General features: G+C 48.5%; 10 protein-coding genes and 1 other annotated feature. Of the genes, 4 read left to right on the forward strand and 6 right to left on the reverse strand.

Annotation, left to right across the window (positions count from 1 at the left end; genetic code table 11):
- Nucleotides 1-2 precede the first annotated feature (2 nt).
- The 3 genes from thrA to AC55NX_RS01570 form a co-directional block, all read right to left on the reverse strand.
- Nucleotides 3-2,465 carry a bifunctional aspartate kinase/homoserine dehydrogenase I gene (gene thrA, locus AC55NX_RS01560; protein ID WP_496994146.1) on the reverse strand — a complete coding sequence of 821 codons (2,463 nt, stop codon included), beginning with the start codon at nt 2,463-2,465 and terminating at the stop codon, nt 3-5.
- A 27-nt stretch (nt 2,466-2,492) separates the two neighbouring features.
- Nucleotides 2,493-2,609 (reverse strand) — a sequence feature (Thr leader region).
- Nucleotides 2,610-2,793: 184 nt separating this feature from the next.
- Complete coding sequence (locus AC55NX_RS01565; protein WP_496994147.1) at nt 2,794-3,279, reverse strand: putative 4-hydroxy-4-methyl-2-oxoglutarate aldolase; 486 nt, start codon at nt 3,277-3,279, stop codon at nt 2,794-2,796.
- Nucleotides 3,280-3,389: 110 nt separating this feature from the next.
- Nucleotides 3,390-3,797, reverse strand: a complete 408-nt coding sequence (locus AC55NX_RS01570; RefSeq protein WP_496994148.1) for a DUF3293 domain-containing protein — start codon at nt 3,795-3,797, stop codon at nt 3,390-3,392.
- A 311-nt stretch (nt 3,798-4,108) separates the two neighbouring features.
- On the opposite strand from AC55NX_RS01570, the gene arcA reads away from it, so the two are divergent.
- Nucleotides 4,109-4,825, forward strand: a complete 717-nt coding sequence (gene arcA / locus AC55NX_RS01575; protein WP_059121492.1) for a two-component system response regulator ArcA — start codon at nt 4,109-4,111, stop codon at nt 4,823-4,825.
- Nucleotides 4,826-4,882: 57 nt separating this feature from the next.
- Here the strand turns inward: arcA and arcB are convergent, their stop codons facing one another.
- The 3 genes from arcB to mnmL form a co-directional block, all read right to left on the reverse strand.
- Nucleotides 4,883-7,264 (reverse strand): aerobic respiration two-component sensor histidine kinase ArcB, encoded by a 2,382-nt coding sequence (arcB, locus tag AC55NX_RS01580; protein WP_496994149.1) that lies wholly within the window; start codon nt 7,262-7,264, stop codon nt 4,883-4,885.
- 90 nt (nt 7,265-7,354) lie between these two features.
- Nucleotides 7,355-8,752 (reverse strand): GGDEF domain-containing protein, encoded by a 1,398-nt coding sequence (locus AC55NX_RS01585; protein ID WP_496994150.1) that lies wholly within the window; start codon nt 8,750-8,752, stop codon nt 7,355-7,357.
- A 154-nt stretch (nt 8,753-8,906) separates the two neighbouring features.
- Nucleotides 8,907-9,851, reverse strand: a complete 945-nt coding sequence (gene mnmL / locus AC55NX_RS01590; protein WP_496994151.1) for a tRNA modification radical SAM protein MnmL/YtqA — start codon at nt 9,849-9,851, stop codon at nt 8,907-8,909.
- 597 nt (nt 9,852-10,448) lie between these two features.
- Here mnmL and gltB (AC55NX_RS01595) point away from each other — a divergent pair.
- The 3 genes from gltB (AC55NX_RS01595) (at nt 10,449) to gltB (AC55NX_RS01605) (ending at nt 21,258) form a co-directional block, all read left to right on the forward strand.
- Complete coding sequence (gene gltB, locus AC55NX_RS01595) at nt 10,449-14,981, forward strand: glutamate synthase large subunit (RefSeq protein ID WP_496994152.1); 4,533 nt, start codon at nt 10,449-10,451, stop codon at nt 14,979-14,981.
- Nucleotides 14,981-16,450, forward strand: coding sequence for a glutamate synthase subunit beta (locus AC55NX_RS01600; protein ID WP_496994153.1), 1,470 nt, complete (start codon nt 14,981-14,983; stop codon nt 16,448-16,450). The genes gltB (AC55NX_RS01595) and AC55NX_RS01600 overlap by 1 nt, the downstream gene beginning before the upstream one ends.
- Nucleotides 16,451-16,794: 344 nt before the next feature.
- Entirely contained in the window at nt 16,795-21,258 is a 4,464-nt protein-coding gene (gene gltB, locus AC55NX_RS01605) for a glutamate synthase large subunit (protein WP_496994154.1), read from the forward strand.
- Nucleotides 21,259-21,269 lie beyond the last annotated feature (11 nt).

The following is a 21,269-nucleotide window of genomic DNA, read 5'->3' on the forward strand; positions in this document are numbered from 1 at the left end:
AATTAAACCCCTAATTTCCAACCGAGTGTCCGCATCACATCCGCAAAGACACCTGCGGCCGTGACTTCTGTACCTGCACCATATCCTCTCAGCACCAGAGGAATCGGTTGATAATAACGGCTATAAAATGCCAATGCATTCTCGCCATCTTTGATTTTAAACATCGGATTATCTTCACTCACCTGTGCAATACGCACGCGACAGCAACCATCCGCAATTTCGCCGACATAGCGTAAAACTTTACCTTCTCCGGCCGCTTTTGTATAAAGTGATGCAAAATAATCATCCGCTTGAGGTAAACGCGCCATAAACTCATCGATACTGCCTGAAGCATCAAAACCCGGTGGCAATGCTTGATCAATTTCGATATCACTCAGTTCAAGCTTCATTCCGGCTTCACGTGCCAGAATCAATAGTTTCCGGGCAACATCCATTCCTGACAGGTCATCCCGAGGATCGGGCTCGGTAAACCCTTTATCTTTCGCAACCTGAGTCGCCTGACTTAACGTCAATCCTTCATCCAGTTTACCGAAAATAAATGAGAGCGATCCCGATAGAATCCCGTTGAAACGCTCCAGTTCATCTCCGGCAGCAATCAGATTCTGGAGATTTTCAATCACTGGCAGACCGGCACCGACGGTTGTCTCATACATCAGTTTCCGACGAGAGTTTCTCGACACTTGACGCAATTGCTGATAGTACGCCATGCTCGCAGTGTTCGCCCGCTTATTCGGTGTAACCACATGGAAACCAGCACTGAGGAAATCAACATATTGATTGGCAATCACTTCACTGGAAGTACAGTCAACCAAGACCGGATTAATAATATGATTCCGCTGCACCAAAGCGATCAGCCGAGCCAAACTGAATGACTCAGAAGCACCTTCCTGTAAACGCTGACGCCAGTTGTCAAGTGGGAGTCCTTCGGCATCCAACAAGCAACCTTTACTGTTGGCAAGGCCGCATACCCGGATGACAATATCTTTCGATGCTAACTTCTCTTGTTGACGATTGATTTGATCAATCAGCTCACCGCCGACGCCACCGACCCCAACAACAAAGACATCCAGATAGTGTTTTGAATTGAACAAATTCTCATGACACGCTTTGATCGCTTCAGAAATCTTATCTTCCGGAATCACTGCTGAAATCGCACGTTCAGATGATCCCTGAGCAATCGCGACAATATTGACGTGAACCTCGGCCAGAGATGAGAAAAATTGCGATGCAATACCACGCGCGGTTCTCATCCCATCACCAACCAGTGTCACAATTGCCAGATCATCCATGAAATCAACCGGTTCCAGCAAACCATCTTTCAATTCTAACTCAAACGCTTCAGACAACGCTCGTTTAGCCTTCTCTTTATCCTGAGATTCGATACAAAAACTGATTGAGTATTCAGATGAAGATTGGGTAATCAATACAATCGAAACCCCGGCAGAAGACATCGAACCAAAGACTCGGCTAGCCATCCCGACCATTCCTTTCATTCCGGGACCAGAGACGTTGACCATGGTTAGATCGTTCAGCGTGGTAATGCCTTTGATTGGCAGCTTGTCTTCACCGGTATCTTGGCCGATGAGCGTACCGACACCTTGCGGGTTGAAACTATTTTTAATCAGACAGGGAATATGGAAACGGGCAATCGGGGCAATGGTTTTGGGATGTAACACGGAAGCACCGAAATAAGAGAGTTCCATCGCTTCTTGATAACTCAGCGACTTGAGTAGTCGGGCGTCATTCACTAAACGCGGATCACAGTTGTAAACACCGTCAACATCAGTCCAGATCTCACAGCATTCAGCCCGTAAACACGCGGCTAAAACAGCCGCAGAATAATCCGAACCATTACGCCCTAAACAAACCAGCTCACCTTTCGGATTACCCGCAGTAAAACCGGGCATGATATACACATGATTTTGAGGCAGTGGTGAGCGTTTAAAGTTTTCTGTAGAGGCATCCACATCCACCATAGCTTCCAGATAGCTGCCGTTGGCTCGCAAATATTTCACCGGATCAATCAGACTGACATCATGGCCTTTGGCTTCAAGAACCGCCTTCATCAATTGGATCGAGATGCGTTCACCTTTGCTGATAATCCGCGCATTGACATGATCCGGGCATGCGCCTAACAGTCCGATCCCGTGGACATAACTTCTCAGTTGGGACATCGACTGACGGACCGTCTCGTCAAATGCTTCGCTCTTGAGGTTGGGTAATTCAGACAGAATGTCCTGATACAAACTGTGAAAAGAGGATTCCAGCTCATTAATCTGTAACCCGGCTTCTCCGATGGTCAGGGCAGATTCAATCACTGCAACTAACTTGTTGGTCGTTTTTCCCGGTGCTGAAAGCACCACAGAAATATCTTCTTGTTGGGCATTGTTGGCGATAATTTGTGCAGCTCTAAGAAAACGGTCGGCATCCGCCAAAGATGACCCACCAAACTTTAATACACGCATCCCTTCCTCCAGTGTGATTAAATAGTATAAAAAAAGGCCTGTATCTTGTGGGGATACAGGCCTTTTTTTGAAGTTTTTTCGCTCAGCAGCCTGCCCCAACATTGGTGGTGTCGGTAATAATAATGGTGGTGGTACTAATCATTACTACAGGTTGGCTGAATGTCATGTAAACTTCGACTCAATAAGATAACGTTTTCTTACGTGTACCTTATTATTAGGGGAAGAGTCAATCAAAAATTATATTTTTTTGCTGTTCGAGATAAAATACGCTCAAAATAAGATTCTTTATAACTTTCCCTGAATGTTTCCAACTGAAACTATAAGTGAATTAGTTAACTTCTAATGGTTGCTCTGAAATCAGAATCCCATTCCAGTCAGCATAAATATAGTCTCCGGGTTGAATCATCTGATTCATGATAGAGAGTGTCACATTGACCAGACCCGCATCCTTTTTCTCCGTTTTAAACGGGCAGGCCCCTAAAGCTTTCACGCCTAAGTCCAGCTCTGACAATGCCACGACATCTCGGACTGCGCCATAGATGATGATCCCTTCCCAACCGTTTTTTACGGCTTCGAACGCCATCATATCTCCCATGAGTGCTTTCTTACATGAGCCGTGTCCATCAACGACTAACACTTTTCCCTTACCGTTTTGTTGCAGCATGTCTCTCACTTTCGAGTTATCGTGGTAGCAACGAATCGTGACAATTTCTCCCCAAAAGGCATCTCTTTGCCCAAAGTTTTGTAAAGGTAGGTCAAGCAAAGTCACCTGAGACTCGTACTTGTCGCAAAGATCTGGTGTTATATCTCTCATCATTCCTCCATGATATCTCATTCTAAATTTGGCTACAGACGGATCACTACCCTCCTCGTCGTACTGGTCTACAGGTCAATCTCAACCGTTCTAACGAGGTCAATATTCAGTCATCCGGACACATAAGTTCTTTCGGACAATACTCCTAATTTATCACATCGGGAATCAATACAGGAATGCAAGAAAACCGTCTCGTTCTGGACATAAAATATAGCATTCTGTTCAAACTTTCGGCCTAAATTCAAAGCTAATTCAAGACAAATTGCAACTGCAAAACTTTCTTCTACCCACTCAAAAGCCGCATCACCGGCTAAAACAGGGGCCCACGGATAGCGGTTGAGCTGATGACATAATTGCTCATTATTCGTGCTGTTCTCTTGATAAGACAGTCGATAGCTTCGCGGGTTCCATGCCGTGATGATAGAAAACGCCGGCTCCGAAAACGGCTGAGAAAAAAGAAAATGTGTCGATGCATAAGCTTGCCACAGTCGATCATCAATCTGATGCTTTCCCATCATATCATCCCTATAAATATGCAGATGTTTCAGGCACTCACGTCTATTGACATAAATCAACAAACTGTTGGGTATTAACAATCTATCGTTGTTACCATGCTGTTAACAATATAAAATCCACCGCAACAAACGGTAAAAACAGACAAGGTTACGGAGCACCTTGCAGTACGCATCCACGGATGGCGGGCAATGAGTATGTTGTATTCTATGTGAATACTTTGATTTTTTATCAACATATCATTACTGGTGTGTTATATATTACCAATAATAAGTTCTATATTTAGTACAAATTTTTCATAAATTAGGTACCGCCGATGCAAACCCCGCAGATTCTTATCGTAGAAGACGAGCAAGTCACTCGTAACACTCTTAAGAGTATTTTCGAAGCAGAGGGATACGCTGTATACGAAGCTAGTAATGGCGAAGAGATGAACCATATTCTCTCAGATAAATCCGTAAATCTGGTGATTATGGACATCAATTTACCGGGCAAAAATGGACTACTCCTCGCACGAGAGCTAAGAGAACAAGCCGACGTTGCGCTGATGTTCCTGACCGGTCGTGATAATGAAGTCGATAAAATTCTTGGCCTAGAAATCGGTGCCGACGACTACATCACCAAGCCATTTAACCCGAGAGAACTCACGATTCGTGCCCGCAACCTCTTGAGCCGATCCATGAGTTCAAATACTACACATGAAGAGAAACGTTCAGTCGAGCGTTATGTTTTCAATGGTTGGGAATTGGATATCAATAGTCGTTCGCTGATCAATCCCGATGGTGAAAGCTATAAGCTGCCTCGCTCTGAGTTCAGAGCACTGCTGCATTTCTGTGAAAATCCCGGCAAAATTCAGACGCGTGCCGATCTGCTGAAAAAAATGACGGGGCGTGAGCTCAAACCTCATGATCGTACGGTTGATGTCACGATTCGCAGAATTCGGAAACATTTTGAATCAATTCCGGGTACGCCTGAGATTATCGCGACCATCCACGGTGAAGGTTATCGCTTCTGTGGTGATATCGAAGAATAACCGCTTCGCGTTCATACTGTTCAAATCAGCCTCCTCATGCGGAGGCTTTTTTATCCGTCATTTTTCGCTGAGCCATTGCCGAAGCAGTTGGATATCTTGCGAATATTCAGTCTTTATCTCTTCAACCCAATCGGTAATATTTTCCCACCAAGCCGGTGCTTGCGGTGATTGTGCCTTTTGAGCCACCGCCTGAATCCGGGCCAAACCGATGGAACCCGCCGCACCTTTGATTTTATGCGCTTCAGAAACAATCCCATTTTGATCTTTGGCAACCATATTTGAATCCAAAATATCCAGATAATCCGGCATCATTGATTCAAACATAGTAATACTGTCCAGAACCGGCTGCTTGCCGACAATATCAACATAAGAATTCAACATATCCAGATCCAGAATTCGGCTATACTGATCCTGTTTCTTATCGCTTTCTGTATGAAGACGAGGCATATCGACCACATTGTCGTTGCGCGACTCGGTGTCATGCTCAGCTTCATGTACCGCACCAAAATAATGATGAATGACGTTCTGAACGGCAATCACTGAAAGCGGCTTACTGATGGCATCATCCATCCCTTTCGCCAGATATTCCCGCTTATCTTTGAGCACATTGGCCGTTAAAGCGACCAGTGGTGGTAGCTGATAGTCCTGCCCATATTGTTCCCGGTAGAACTGAGCCACATCAAAACCGGTCATATCCGGCAACTGAATATCGAGCAAGACCAAGTCATAACGATCTGGCACAAAAAGTTTTTTCGCTTCTTCACCACACATTGCCACCGTAATGGAATGGCCTAAACTTTCCAGCAGCGATTTAGCAACCGTCACATTCAATTCAATATCTTCAACCATAAAGATGTTGAGTTTTTTCTGCGTTACAGGAGAGCTCGGCATCAGTAGTGCCTCATCAGCTAAAGGCACGTTCAGTGAAATAGTAAATGTACTGCCAAACCCTTCTTCACTACTCACGGTAATGTCACCATCCATAAGGTTCATCAGTTGCCGTGATACAGCCAGACCAATACCGGTTCCGACGGCATGAAGATTATCCTTGCCCGATTTCACCTGATAATACATGGCAAAAATCTTATCTAATTCTGCTTCGGCAATCCCAATCCCCGTATCTTCAATATCCATGACGATATGTGCATTATCGTCCTCGATCTCGGAACTGACGGTCATCACGATGCCACCTTCCCGGGTAAACTTCATCGCATTACTGATCAGGTTCCAAAGTACCTGTCGTAACCGGGTGCCATCGACCATCACCACGTATGACAGTTCGGTCAGTCTTTCCAGATCAAAACGCAATCCTTTCTGTTCTGCCATTAATGCAGCCAGACTCTCAATTTCCGTGACAAACTCACCCAAATTCAGCGGTTGCGGGAAAAGCTCGAGTTTGCGCTGATCAAATTTATCCATATCAATAATATCGTTGAAAATATTGCCTAATGTCACCGCGCTGACATGAATGGTTTGCAGATATTTCCGCTGTTCCTGAGTCATGGTTGTATCCAATAACATACGACTCAGCCCCACAATCCCATTCAACGGGGTTCTCAGCTCATGGCTGATAGTGGCAATAAATGTGGTTTTATCGCGGCTGGCTTTTTCGAGTGACTCTTCATGGCGCTTACGCTCAGTGATATCCCGACCGAACCCAACCAACCCTAAATGGCGTCCCTCTTTGCTGTAAAACGGCACTTTCCTGATTTCAAAATAGTTTTTGCGCCCATCGGGATATTCCAGCCACTGTTCATAGGTAATCGCGCAATTTTGCGAGAACAGCTGCTGATCCGTTTCTACAATTGGCTGCGCAATTTCCTCACTATAAACATCCCACGGTGTCAGCCCGACCAACTCTCGCTCTTTTTTCCCGGTCAGCTCTTCCATCGCCCGGTTACAACCGGAGAAAACACCATCGGCATTACGGTAATAAATCAAATCAGGAGAAGCATCGATAAATGAACGCAGTAGTGCAGTTCGCTCGGCTAATTCCAACTGGGTCTTTTCCCGCTGATAAACCTCATTTTCCAGATCAGCCATAGCTTCTTCGCGCGCTTCTTCGGCTTTGATCCGCTCTTCAATTTCCTGATTCAGTTTGACAATATTCTGCTGTAACTGGTAATTCAGCTCTTGATCGCGAGAGCGCATATCTTTCAATTTTGCGACCAGTTTGGATAACCGCTGTCTCGATTCTTCCAGTTGATCCACCACGACAGAAAGAAAATAGACCGCCCAGGGGGTAATAATTAATCCGAAAAAAACCGAACGGATAATATCGATATTATCGACATAGCCATGCAGTGCGAGGGTAATCCCGACCTGAACAACCACCGCCAACGCCACCAGCGCAAGGGCTAAAAGAATTGAAAAACGGAGAATCCCCAGCTTAACCAATAGGTCCACATAATACTGAGCCAGATTTTTCATCGGTTTCATTAAAAACGCTCCAGACAACGATATCGCGCTAAATTCGGCAGGAATAACAAGTTCGGACCAAGGCCGTCCAAACGGTGTGCAGGCAATTCATCATCGCCTGCCCAAAGATTCATAATAGACACATGTGCGGTTACGTCCCTGCATTTTGGCCTGATGCAGTGCCTGCTCCGCGTAGGCGACAAACTGTTCTGACGACTCATCGGTTTTCGGTATCAGAGAAACGATCCCCATACTCACCGTGACGTGATTCGAGACATCCGACACCGGATGGGGCAACTGAATTTGTTTAAATTCGGAATGAATTTTTTCAGCGACCCAACAAGCACCGTCAATATGGGTATTGGGCAAAATAAAGGCAAACCGATCACCGTCATAGCGGGCAATACAATCTGAAGAGCGGCTCATCACTCGTTGCAAAGCCAACGCAACCGAGCAGAGCGTCTCGTCCCCTTGCTCATCACCATAGTGTTGGTTGTAACTCTCAAAACAGTCGACATCACACAAGATGACAGCCAATGGCTGCTTTTCCCGGATATGAATGTGCCATAGCGTATCCAACGTTTCATCGAAACGCTGCCGGCTGACAATTCCTGTCAGTTGATCAAAAGAGTGAATGTGGTGAGCATTGATCAGCTGCGCTGAAGGTTCACCGGAATACCACGCGGTAATATCGCGGATAATCAACAGTGCCAGCACTTGACTGGTCGCAGGTGAACGATAAACAGATTTGATCACATCAAACCATTGCCGGGGTTCTCTGGCTAACTGATCAATGTAGCGAATGGGTTGTTTGGCAGCAAGGTCTTGTTCGGTCAACGTGAACAGCTGTTGAAAAAAGGGCGCCTCTTGTGTCGGCCAAGTGAGCCGCTGACCAGTCACGTGTGTCATCTCCTCCTGACCCAACAAATGTGCAAACGACAAATTACAAGAACGACAGTAACCATCATCCTGAATGACCGCAATCGCATCCGGAGAGGCATCCCAGAGTTGTTGCATCAAATCATCACCTTGAATCGTGTGCTGTTCGTCAGTGAATTCCATACGTTCATGATGAATCAGCATTTGCACCATCCAGGCTGTTTGTCCTTGAAACACCGTATCCTTGACCTGAAATTCAATCTGTACTGAATGCTCTTCCCCCACCGGCCAGTCGATGAACTGGCGGGAATGCTCTTGATAGCTTTTATCGATGAGTTCGGAGAAATGCTGACGTTGAGAGGCACTCACCCAAGGAGAGAACTGCACAAGACGCCCATGTGTTTGCAACTGTAGGGCATGTTGTGCCAGTTCGTTGGCAAACAAAATTTGATGATTTTTCCGCGACACCATTAACAACGCACATGGCACATGGACAAATATATCATGCAAATGGCGAACTTTTCGGCGGTATAACATCCATAAGGCAATTCCGGCGAGTACAGTAATGATACTCCCCATACCAAGCGCAATTTCCAGCTGAGTATAATGCTCCCATATCAACTGCGACATCGCTATTACCTTCTGTTAACAATTCTTCTTATAAGAATAACAAGTTATTTCATAAATACTCTATATGTTTGAGTAAGATATCTAACTGTGTCACTGAAAAAATACAAAGTGCCTCAAAAATAGCCCATCGGTTCCCCGCTGCACTGGTTTTCCGTCACTTGATGCTTTGATCATGAGGAAAAACAAATTCTTCACCGATCAAAGAACCTTGTCCTCCTTTTTGGTTGAGGACGCGTTCAATTTCCATCATCGCAAGCCAGCGATTTTCACACCATAACGGTGCGAGTAAGGTCGGCCTGCGGGCTGATGCGGAGACCCGATGATAAATTACATCGGCCGGTGTTCTGCGAATCATGTCACTGGCCGTTTCAACATAGTGAGATAATTCCGGTGCCTGAAGTCTGCCGGCACGCCAAGACTTAGCCATTACACTCCCTTCGACAATATGTAACCCATGTAGCTTCAGACCGTCAGTGCCCGTATTCAGAACCTGCTCAAGCGTCTCAAAATTATCCTGCTGCGATTCACCGGGAAGCCCGACAATCAGATGGGTGCAAACTTTCAGCCCCAGCGCCCGGGCTTGTCTGGTGACCTGATCATAGCAGGAAAAATCATGACCCCGATTAATCCGTTTCAAGGTGCGCTGATGCGCGGTCTGCAATCCCAGTTCCAGCCATATTTCATAACCTTGTTGTTGATAATCGGCCAGCAGCTCCAGTACCCCGGGTGCAACACAATCCGGACGAGTACCGACACACAACCCAACCACATCTGCTGTGCAAAGCGCTTCTTCATACATATGTCTGAGCCGCTCAACCTCAGCATAGGTACTGGTATATGCTTGAAAATAAGCAAGATACTTTCTGGCACGTGAGACCTCTCCCGCTCTGGCGGCCAGTTGTTCACTAATACTTTGATGCTGGGTCTGTTCATCAGCAAATGAAGCTACATTGCAAAACGTGCATCCACCCCGGCCAATCGAGCCATCCCGGTTCGGGCAACTGAATCCGCCATGTAACGTTAACTTATGGACCCGTTCACCATAACGACGTTTCAGATCTTGCCCTAATGTATTCACCAGCTCATGTAACTGTTTCAAACCCGGCCCCGAAATAAATATTTAATTGTATCAATGACAAATGTCGCCAAACTCATTCGTGCACCGGTCCCTAACCACGTCATTCCACAGAAGAAACAACAAGCTGCTACGAAATAAAATTACAACATCCTGATAATTTCACTCATTTTAGAATAATCAATTCAGGGACGCCCTAACCCACATCAATAAATAAACACCCATTTAATGTTAAATAAAGGTTAATATTTGTCCCATTTGCAATCGATTAACTTGCATAAAAATTCCATTGCTTTGCTATTGGATTTTATGTCACAAAAATGTAGGATAGTTTCAGTTTTGTTCGTATTTGTCATATTTGGAGACGATGGAACGGATGAAACTTCGGTGATAAGCAAACCTACCAAAATAAAGCACTAGTTGCATATAAAGAATGACCTGTATATCACCAAGGATTGTTTTTCCCACCCTATTTCCGGTGGGAGACGGAACGGATTCAGGTCGGCACCACCTGTCGGCTTTGAGACACAATAAAGATAAAAAAAGGACCAGACACACCATCACCCGGGAGAAGTATTCCCCGGTCAGTGTGCGTCTTTATTGAACTGGAAGGATGTATCAATGTTAAATTCATCAGGGCTATACACGCCCGAACTGGAGCATGACGCCTGCGGTATCGGCTTTGTCGCCCATTTAAAAAACCGTAAATCCCATCAGGTTGTCACTCAGGCACTGGACATGCTGGCCCGAATGGAACACCGCGGCGGTCAGGGATGTGACCCATGTAGCGGCGACGGTGCAGGCATTCTCCTACAAAAACCGCATGAGTTTCTGCTCGAAGAAACCGTTAAACTCGGGATTCGTTTGCCCTCATTCGACCAATACGGGGTGGGTGTGGTGCTATTTCCGAAGGATGAGTACAAACGCGAACAGTGCCGTGACATTCTGCAAAGAAATGCCAAGCGTCTGGATTTGGAAATTCTCGGCTACCGGGTTCTCCCGACCGATAACCATATGTTAGGTGCTGATCCACTCAGTACCGAGCCACAATTCGAGCACGTCTTTATCAGTGGTGGCCCCGGTGTCACCCCTGAAGAACTGGAACGCAAACTCTATGTGCTGCGTAACTATACGGTTCGTGTCTGTCTGGAAAGTATCTCCAATATCGGTGATGACTTTTACATCAACTCGATGTCATATAAGACGCTGATCTACAAAGGACAGTTAACCACCGAGCAAGTCCCGCAGTATTTCCTTGATCTGCAAAATCCGACGATGGTGACTGCGCTGGCGTTGGTCCATTCTCGCTTTTCAACCAATACCTTCCCGAAATGGCGTCTGGCTCAGCCTTTTCGTTATATTGCCCATAACGGTGAAATCAATACGGTTCGCGGCAACCTCAACTGGATGAAAGCCAGAGAAGCAATTCTCGAATCTGAGCGCTTTACCCAAGCTGAAATCGATATGCTGTTACCGATTTGTCAGGAAGACAGCTCCGATTCATCCAACTTCGATATGGTGTTAGAACTACTGGTTCTCTCGGGGCGTAGTTTGCCTCATGCGCTAATGATGATGATTCCGGAAGCATGGCAGGAAAATAAAAAAATGGACGCCAAGCGCCGTGCGTTCTACCAGTATCATGCTAATGTGATGGAACCATGGGACGGTCCGGCATCGGTCTGTTTCAGTGATGGTGTGATGGTCGGTGCCACTTTGGATCGCAATGGCCTGCGTCCTTCCCGCTATACCGTCACGAAAGATGATTTCCTGATCATGGCCTCAGAATCAGGCGTGGTCGATATCGCAGCAGACAATATTCAATATCGGGGTCGCCTCCAGCCCGGCAAAATTTTTGTTGCTGATCTCGAAGAAGGCCGGATCATTTCCGACGAAGAGATCAAAGAGAGTATTGCCAATGCACAGCCTTACGAGCAGTGGGTTGAGGATAACCTGCTCAGCCTCAAAGGGCTTCCTGAAGCAGAAACCGGACACAGTCAACCGAAACCGGAACGATTACTCCACCGCCAGCAGGCATTTGGGATCACCAGTGAAGAAGTTAATCAGATTATTCTGACACTGGCTCAAACCGGCTACGAACCCTTAGGCTCGATGGGCGCGGACTGGCCGCTGGCCGTGCTGTCTCACCAGTCCCAGCATTTATCTCACTATTTCAAACAGTTGTTTGCTCAGGTCACCAACCCGCCGATCGATCCGATCCGGGAACGGATGGTAATGTCACTGAACACCTATCTGGGCAAAGATCAAAACTTGCTGAGTGAGTCACCGGCACACTGCCGTAAAGTCGAACTCGAATCACCGATGATTTCCAATGCTGAACTGGAAAAACTCAGAGCAATTGATAATGAGCACCTGCAAGCGAAAACGCTGGATATTGTGTTTCAGGCCAGTGGTGAACCGGGCAAACTCGAACGCGCACTAAAACGTATTTGCCAGTATGCAGAAGATGCGGTGATCGACGGGTATTCGATTATCTTGCTGACCGACCGCGCAGTAAACTCAAACCATGCCGCTATTCCGGGGATGCTGGCTGTCGGTGCAGTCCACCATCACCTGATCCGTAAAGGACTACGGGCCAAATGCGGTATCGTTATCGAAACGGGCGATGCACGGGAAACCCACCACTTTGCGACGTTACTCGGTTATGGTGCCAATGCCGTCAACCCGTATCTGGTGACGGAAACCATTGTCGATCTGCAACAGAAGAACAAACTGGATTCGGAAGCGGATATCCATACGCTCTTCGACAACTATCGCAAAGGGATCAATGGCGGCCTGCTGAAGATTTTCTCGAAGATGGGGATTTCAACCCTTCAGTCTTATCACGGTGCACAAATTTTTGAAGCGCTGGGGATTAGCAAAGCTGTTGTCGATAAATACTTTACCGGGACGGTTACCCGGATTCAGGGACTCACGCTGGACGATATCGCCAAAGAAGTCCTGATCCGTCATCGCCTCGGCTATCCGTTACGCGAAATTCCGCTGCAAGTCTTGGATGTCGGTGGGGTTTACCAGTGGAAACAACGGGGTGAACAACACTTGTTCAATCCGGAAACCATTCACCTGTTACAACACTCAACCCGCAATCAAGACTACGCGCAGTTCAAAGCGTATGCCGAAGCGGTTGATCGTCAGGGTGACAAAGCCGTCACACTCCGTAGTCAGCTTGAAATGGTAAAAAATCCGGCCGGGCAGATTGCACTGGATGACGTTGAGCCGGTCGAAAGTATCGTCAAACGCTTTGCCACCGGTGCTATGTCATTCGGTTCAATCTCTTATGAAGCACACGCCACTTTAGCAGTTGCGATGAACCGCCTCGGTGCAAAATCGAACTCCGGTGAAGGGGGTGAAGATCCGATCCGCTTTGACAAGAAAGACAATGGTGACTGGGAACGCTCCGCCATCAAACAGGTGGCTTCAGGCCGTTTCGGGGTTACCGCCTATTATCTGACTAATGCGGATGAACTACAGATCAAAATGGCTCAAGGGGCGAAGCCCGGTGAAGGCGGACAGCTCCCCGGAGATAAAGTTGATGATTGGATCGGGGCCACCCGCCACTCCACACCGGGGGTCGGTCTGATTTCACCACCACCGCACCATGACATTTATTCTATCGAAGATTTGGCCCAGCTAATTTTTGATCTGAAAAATGCCAACCGTGCCGGTCGTGTCAACGTCAAACTGGTTTCTGAAGCCGGTGTCGGCACAATCGCTTCCGGGGTTGCCAAAGCCAAAGCCGATGTGGTGTTGATCGCCGGTTATGACGGTGGCACGGGGGCATCTCCGATTTCATCAATTCGCCATACCGGCCTGCCATGGGAACTGGGTCTGGCGGAAACGCACCAGACCTTACTGAAAAACGGGCTGCGCAACCGTATCGTCGTTCAGGCTGACGGACAGATGAAAACCCCACGGGATCTGGCGATTGCCACCTTGCTCGGCGCAGAAGAATGGGGCGTTGCCACCGCAGCACTGGTGGTTGAAGGCTGTATTATGATGCGCAAGTGTCACAAAAATACTTGTCCGGTCGGCATTGCAACGCAGAATAAAACCCTACGAGAACGGTTTGACGGTCGCGTTGAAGATGTAGTGACATTCTTCCGCTATATGGCACAAGGACTCCGCGAAATCATGGCTGAACTCGGATTCAGAACCATTGATGAAATGGTCGGTCAAGCCAACAAACTGAAAGTCAGAAGCAACATCGAACACTGGAAATATCGCAACCTTGACTTAAGTCCGCTATTACATATGGAGTCACCCAGAAGCGGTGATGGCATTTTCTGCCAGACCACTCAGAACCATGCGCTGGAAAATATTCTCGACCGCCAGCTCATTGAGTTGGCTCAACCGGCATTACAAGACGGAAAAGCCGTTCAGGCTGAGTTTCCGATCTGCAATACCGACCGGAGTACCGGTACCATGCTCTCGAATGAAATTTCGAAAGTGTACCGCGATCAGGGCTTACCTCAGCCGATGCACGTCAAATTTACCGGGTCAGCCGGCCAGTCTTTCGGCGCCTTCCTGAATAAAGGGGTGCAGTTTGAAGTCGAAGGGGATGCGAATGACTACTGGGGCAAAGGGTTATCCGGCGGCACACTGATTCTTTATCCGAATCACAATGCCTCTCTGGTTGCCGAAGAGAATATTGTTGTCGGTAATGTCTGTTTCTATGGCGCGACATCCGGTGAGTCTTACATCCGGGGGAAAGCCGGTGAGCGTTTCTGCGTCAGAAACTCCGGCGCCCGCGTCGTGGTGGAAGGTATTGGCGATCACGGTTGTGAATACATGACCGGTGGTGTTGCGGTCATTCTGGGTTCAACCGGTCGCAATTTCGCAGCCGGTATGAGTGGCGGTGTCGCTTATGTCTGGGATACGGATGGTGATTTCCATAACAAACTCAATCCGGAACTGGTTGACCTTGATCCACTGGATAGCAAGGACATCGACTTGCTGGAGACCATGCTCAATAACCATATCCGTTTCACTGGCAGTGAAGTGGCACAGAGATTTATGGACAACTTTGAGCAGAATCTGCAATCGCTGGTAAAAGTCATGCCGAGAGATTACAAAGCCGTCTTGCAAAAACGACAGGCTGCCCAACAAGTACCAACAACGGAAGCGGAGGCCGTGTAATGGGAAAACCAACTGGATTTTTAGAACATGGCCGGGAACTGCCCGCCAAAGTGGCACCGGAAGTCAGAATTCAGCACAACAAAGAGTTTGTGCTCAATGACGAATTCGGTGACAAAATTAATACGCAGGCTTCCCGTTGTATGGATTGTGGTGTGCCTTTCTGTCACAGCGGCTGCCCGATCGGCAATATCATTCCTGAATTTAACGATGCGGTGTACCGTAACAGTTGGCAAGAAGCATGGCAGATCCTCAGCTCGACCAATAACTTCCCGGAATTTACCGGTCGCGTCTGCCCTGCCCCCTGTGAAAGTGCCTGTGTACTGGGAATCAATCAGGATCCGATTACCATCTGTAATATTGAGAAAACGATTGTCGAAACCGCTTATCGCGAAGGGTACGCCCAACCCAAAACTCCGCGTAGCCGCACCGGAAAAACCATCGCCATTATCGGTTCGGGCCCGTCAGGGTTGTCTGCTGCCGAACAACTCAATAGCGCAGGTCATACGGTCACTGTATATGAGCGGGATGAAAAAGTCGGTGGATTGCTGCGCTTTGGCATACCGGACTTTAAACTGGGGATGGATGTCATTGATCGCAAGATTGAACTGATGCGTCAGGCCGGGATCAAATTTGTTGTCGATGCCCATATCGGTGTCAACATCAATGCGCAGCAACTGCGTCAGGAATACGATGTGGTGCTTCTGACCGGCGGCTCGACCGTCCCTCGCGATCTGCCGATTCCGGGCCGGGAGTTGGATGGGGTTTACTTTGCCATGCAGTTTCTCGCTCAGAATAACCGTCGCGCCAACAACATGGATCTGAAAGGCGAAGCAATTCACGCCAAAGGGAAACATGTGGTTGTGATCGGTGGCGGTGATACAGGCTCCGACTGCGTGGGCACGTCAAACCGTCACGGAGCAGCAAGCATTACTCAGGTTGAGATCATGCCAATGCCACCAGAGAAACGCCCTGCCAATATGCCGTGGCCACAATATCCGATGATTCTTCGTACCTCGACCTCTCATGAAGAAGGGTGCCAACGTCACTGGAATATCCTGACCAAAGCATTTATCGGCAATGAGCAAGGCCAAGTCACCGGTCTGAAGGTTGCTGACATTGTCTGGCAACCGGCCAAAGCCGGAGAACGTCCGACTTATGAGGAAGTGGCTGGCAGTGAACGGGTCATGCCGTGCGATATGGCATTTCTGGCAATGGGCTTTCTTCACCCGGAACCACATGGGGTGTTGGCTCAGTTGGATATTCAGCTCGACGAACGTGGCAATGTCGCGACAACCGATTACCAAACCAATCAGGCTGGCGTGTTCGCAGCCGGCGACATGCGCACCGGGCAATCACTGGTCGTGCGCTGTATCAATGAAGGGCGGGAATGTGCCCGTGCCATTGATGCTTACCTGATGGGAGAGAGTAACCTCGAAGCCAGAGCCGACTCTCTGATGCGTTCGGCCTAAATCGTCTATATCGGCCTCTCTGTCTCCCCCACTCTGACAGAGAGGTCACCTCAATCAGCATCGCCTTCCTCCCGCCTATCAGACACATTTCCCTCTTAAATCTTAGACATATCAATCGCCTCATAATCGTTACTTATTCACCTGACCCATTTATTGCCGCTATTTTTTATGAATCACTTGATCTTTGGTTCCATAAAGGATAGCGTTTAAAGTCCGCATTAATTCGGGCGCCTAATTGAATGTATTTTTAACCCGATTTAATGCATAAAGATTCAAAAAAATAACAATAACATAGAATAGTTAGTCATTCACTGTCGAAGACAGAACGCAAAGGGAGACTTGCAATGGCTCTATATGATCCAAGTCTTGAGAGAGACAACTGTGGGTTTGGCCTGATCGCGCACATGGAAGGTCAGGCAAGTCACAAACTGGTTCGTACCGCAATTTCAGCACTGGACCGTATGACACACCGTGGCGGTATCGCAGCCGACGGAAAAACGGGGGATGGCTGTGGTTTACTTCTGCAAAAGCCAGATTCTTATCTCAGACACATTGCACAAGAGCAAAACTGGAAGCTGAGTAAACAATATGCCGTCGGGATGATTTTCCTGAGCCGCGATCCGGTCAAAGCCCAATCAGCCTGTGACATTATCAATCAAGAGCTTGCCCAAGAAACACTCTCGGTAAGCGGATGGCGTCACGTGCCAACCAACCCGGATGTACTCGGGCCTATCGCAGCCCAGTCATTACCAGATATTCAGCAAGTCTTTATTTCTGCGCCTGCCGGATGGGGACAGCAGGATATTGAACGACGCCTGTATATCGCCCGACGTCGTATTGAGAAAAAAATTACCGATGATACGGATTTCTACATCTGCTCACTGTCGACTCAGGTCATCGTCTATAAAGGGCTGTGTATGCCCGCAGACTTACCCCGCTTCTATCTGGATTTAGCCGATCTGCGCATGGAGTCTGCAATTTGTTTATTCCACCAACGCTTCTCGACCAATACGCAGCCACGCTGGCCGCTGGCTCAGCCTTTCCGTTATCTGGCCCATAACGGTGAAATCAACACCATTGAAGGAAACCGCCAGTGGGCAAGGGCCCGGGCATATAAGTTCGCTTCGCCTTTATTGCCGGACCTCCAGTCAGCCGCTCCGTTTGTCAACGAAACCGGCTCTGACTCATCCAGTCTCGACAACATGCTGGATCTGTTCCTCGCAGGCGGGATGGATCTGTTCAGGGCGATGCGGATGCTGGTGCCGCCGGCATGGCAAAACCATCCGGATATGGATCCGGAGCTACGCGCCTTCTACGATTTTAACTCCAAACATATGGAACCATGGGATGGCCCGGCCGGGATTGTTCTGTCTGACGGACGTCATGCAGCCTGTAATCTCGATCGCAATGGACTGCGACCTGCCCGTTATGTCATTACCAAAGATAAACTCATCACGCTGGCATCAGAAGTCGGCATCTGGGATTACGCACCGGATGAAGTCGCGACCAAAGGCCGGGTTGGCCCCGGTGAATTATTGGTCATTGATACCAAGACCGGCAAACTGTGGCAATCATCAGAAATCGATAACGAGCTGAAGAGTCGCCATCCGTATCAAGAGTGGATGAAACATAACGTCTATCGCCTCAAGCCATTTACAGAACTGGGCGACGATCAAATTGGTCAACGTGATTTCGATAACTCCCAACTGAAGATCTATCAGAAACAGTTTGTCATGACCAATGAAGAGATGGATCAGGTACTGCGGGTGTTAGGCGACATGGGACAGGAAGCCGTCGGCTCAATGGGTGACGACACCCCAATGGCCGTTCTTTCTTCTAAAGAGCGTCTGATCAGTGACTACTTCCGGCAAAAATTTGCGCAGGTCACCAACCCACCGATCGATCCATTACGTGAAAAACATGTGATGTCGCTGGCAACCAGTATCGGTCAGGAGATGAATGTCTTCTGCGAAACGGATGGCCATGCTCACCGTGTGACCTTCGATTCACCGGTGCTGCTTTATTCCGACATGCAGCAGATCTTAAGTCTGGATGACAAACACTATAAAAACACCATATTAGACATCAATTATGATCCACAGGAAAAAGATCTCAAACAAGCGATTCTCGACCTGTGTGACGCTGCCGAACAGGCAGTACGTGACGGCACGGTTCTGATCATTTTATCGGATCGCGCTATCACCAAACAGAAACTACCGATCCCTGCCGCAATGGTTGTCGGAGCTGTTCAGACTCGTCTGGTTAATACGCAATTGCGTTGTGATGCCAACATTATTGTCGAAACGGCAACCGCCCGGGATCCACACCAGTTTGCGGTTCTGCTTGGCTTTGGTGCGACAGCGATTTACCCCTACCTCGCTTACGAAGCGCTCAGCAAAATGCTGGATGAAGGGGTGCTCGACAAAAGTTACCGGGAAGTCATGCAAAACTACCGTTACGGGATCGATAAAGGCCTGTACAAAATCATGTCGAAAATGGGGATCTCAACCGTTGCTTCTTATCGCTGTTCCCAGCTTTTCGAAGCGGTCGGACTCCACCGGGAGCTGGTTGATCTCTGCTTCCGCGGCGTAGCGACCCGGATTCAGGGCGCTAACTTCGAGGACTTCCAACAGGATCTGTTTAACCTGTCACGCAAAGCATGGGCGAAACGCAAATCCATTGACCATGGCGGATTGCTGAAATTTGTCCACGGCGGTGAATACCACGCGTATAACCCGGACGTAGTCAATCATCTGCAAGCTGCGGTTCGCTCCGGTGATACGCAGGACTACCAACAATTTGCCGCCCAAGTCAATCAACGCCCTGTGGCGATGTTGCGTGACTTGATGACACTGAAGAAATCAGATACGCCACTGCCACTGGAGAAAATTGAACCGGTGACCGGCCTGTTTAAGCGGTTCGATTCAGCGGCGATGTCAATCGGCGCTCTCAGTCCGGAAGCACACGAAGCGCTGGCAACGGCGATGAACCGTTTAGGCGGCTATTCCAACTCCGGAGAAGGCGGTGAAGATCCGCGCCGTTTCGGCACTGAACGTAACTCACGTATCAAGCAGGTCGCATCCGGTCGTTTTGGGGTGACTCCTCATTATCTGACCAATGCCGATGTATTGCAGATCAAAGTCGCGCAAGGTGCGAAACCCGGTGAAGGCGGTCAGTTGCCCGGCCATAAAGTCACGGCCGAAATTGCCCGACTGCGTCATTCCGTCCAAGGGGTGACCCTGATTTCGCCGCCACCGCACCACGACATTTACTCGATTGAAGATTTAGCACAACTGATCTTCGATCTGAAGCAAGTCAACCCCAATGCACTGGTTTCGGTCAAACTAGTTTCCGAACCGGGGGTAGGCACCATCGCAACGGGCGTTGCCAAAGCCTATGCCGATTTAATTACCATCTCCGGTTATGACGGCGGGACGGCAGCAAGCCCGATTACTTCGGTCAAATATGCCGGTAGTCCGTGGGAGCTGGGTCTGGCAGAAACCCAACAAGCACTCGTCGCCAATGGTCTGCGGCATAAAATCCGTCTTCAGGTCGATGGCGGTCTGAAAACTGGGTTGGATGTGATTAAAGGGGCGATTCTGGGGGCAGAAAGCTTTGGATTCGGCACAGCACCAATGATTGCCATGGGATGTAAATTCCTGAGAATCTGTCACCTGAATAACTGTGCTACGGGTGTTGCAACTCAAGATGAAACCCTGCGCCGGGATTATTTCAAAGGGTTACCGGAGATGGTCATCAACTACTTCACCGGATTGGCCAATGAAGTCCGCGGCTATCTGGCTGAATTAGGCGTTGAGAAATTAACCGATCTGATCGGACGTACCGACTTGCTGGAAGTGGTTGCAGGCATGACGGCCAAACAGACCAAACTGGATCTGTCAGGCATTCTGGAAGCACCGGTCTCCCCGGCGGGTCACCCACTCTTCTGTACGGAACCCAATAAGCCATTCGATAAAGCGGCTCTCAACCAGAAAATTGTTGAAGATGCACTCAGTGCAATCGAGAATCAGCAATCTTTGAATCTGTACTACGACATCATCAACACCGATCGCTCTGTCGGGGCACGGTTGTCCGGAGAAATTGCCAAACGCTACGGCAACCAAGGACTGGCCGCATCGCCCATCCGTATCTACCTCGAAGGAACTGCCGGGCAGTCATTCGGTGTCTGGAATGCAGGCGGTTTGGAGCTTCATCTGACCGGTGATGCAAACGACTATGTCGGTAAAGGTATGGCAGGCGGCAAAATTGTCATCAAGCCACATTTGGGAACGGCTTTCAAATGTAATGAAGCCACCATCATCGGTAATACCTGTTTATACGGTGCAACGGGCGGAAAACTGTTCGCTGCCGGTAAAGCGGGTGAACGTTTCGGGGTGCGTAACTCCGGCACGATTGCGGTGATCGAAGGGGCTGGTGACAACGCCTGTGAATACATGACCGGTGGTGTTGTGGCAATACTGGGAGCAACCGGAGTTAACTTCGGTGCCGGGATGACCGGTGGATTTGCCTATGTACTCGATGAGAACGATGACTTCCAAGGCCGTGTGAATAATGAATCCGTAGAGACGATTTCGCTGCAAGAGCTCTACATTCATCAGGAACATTTACGTGGTTTAATTGCAGAACATCTGGAGCAAACCGGCTCCGTTCACGCTGAATCGATCTTAGCTAATTTCGATGCGTGGATTCCGAAGTTCTATCTCGTTAAACCACAAGCGGCTGATCTGCAAACACTGCTCGGGCATCAAAGCCGCAGTGCTGCAGAACTTCGCGTTCAAGCACAATAATTGGAAGGAGC

The organism is Vibrio rubrogenes, from assembly GCF_059641415.1.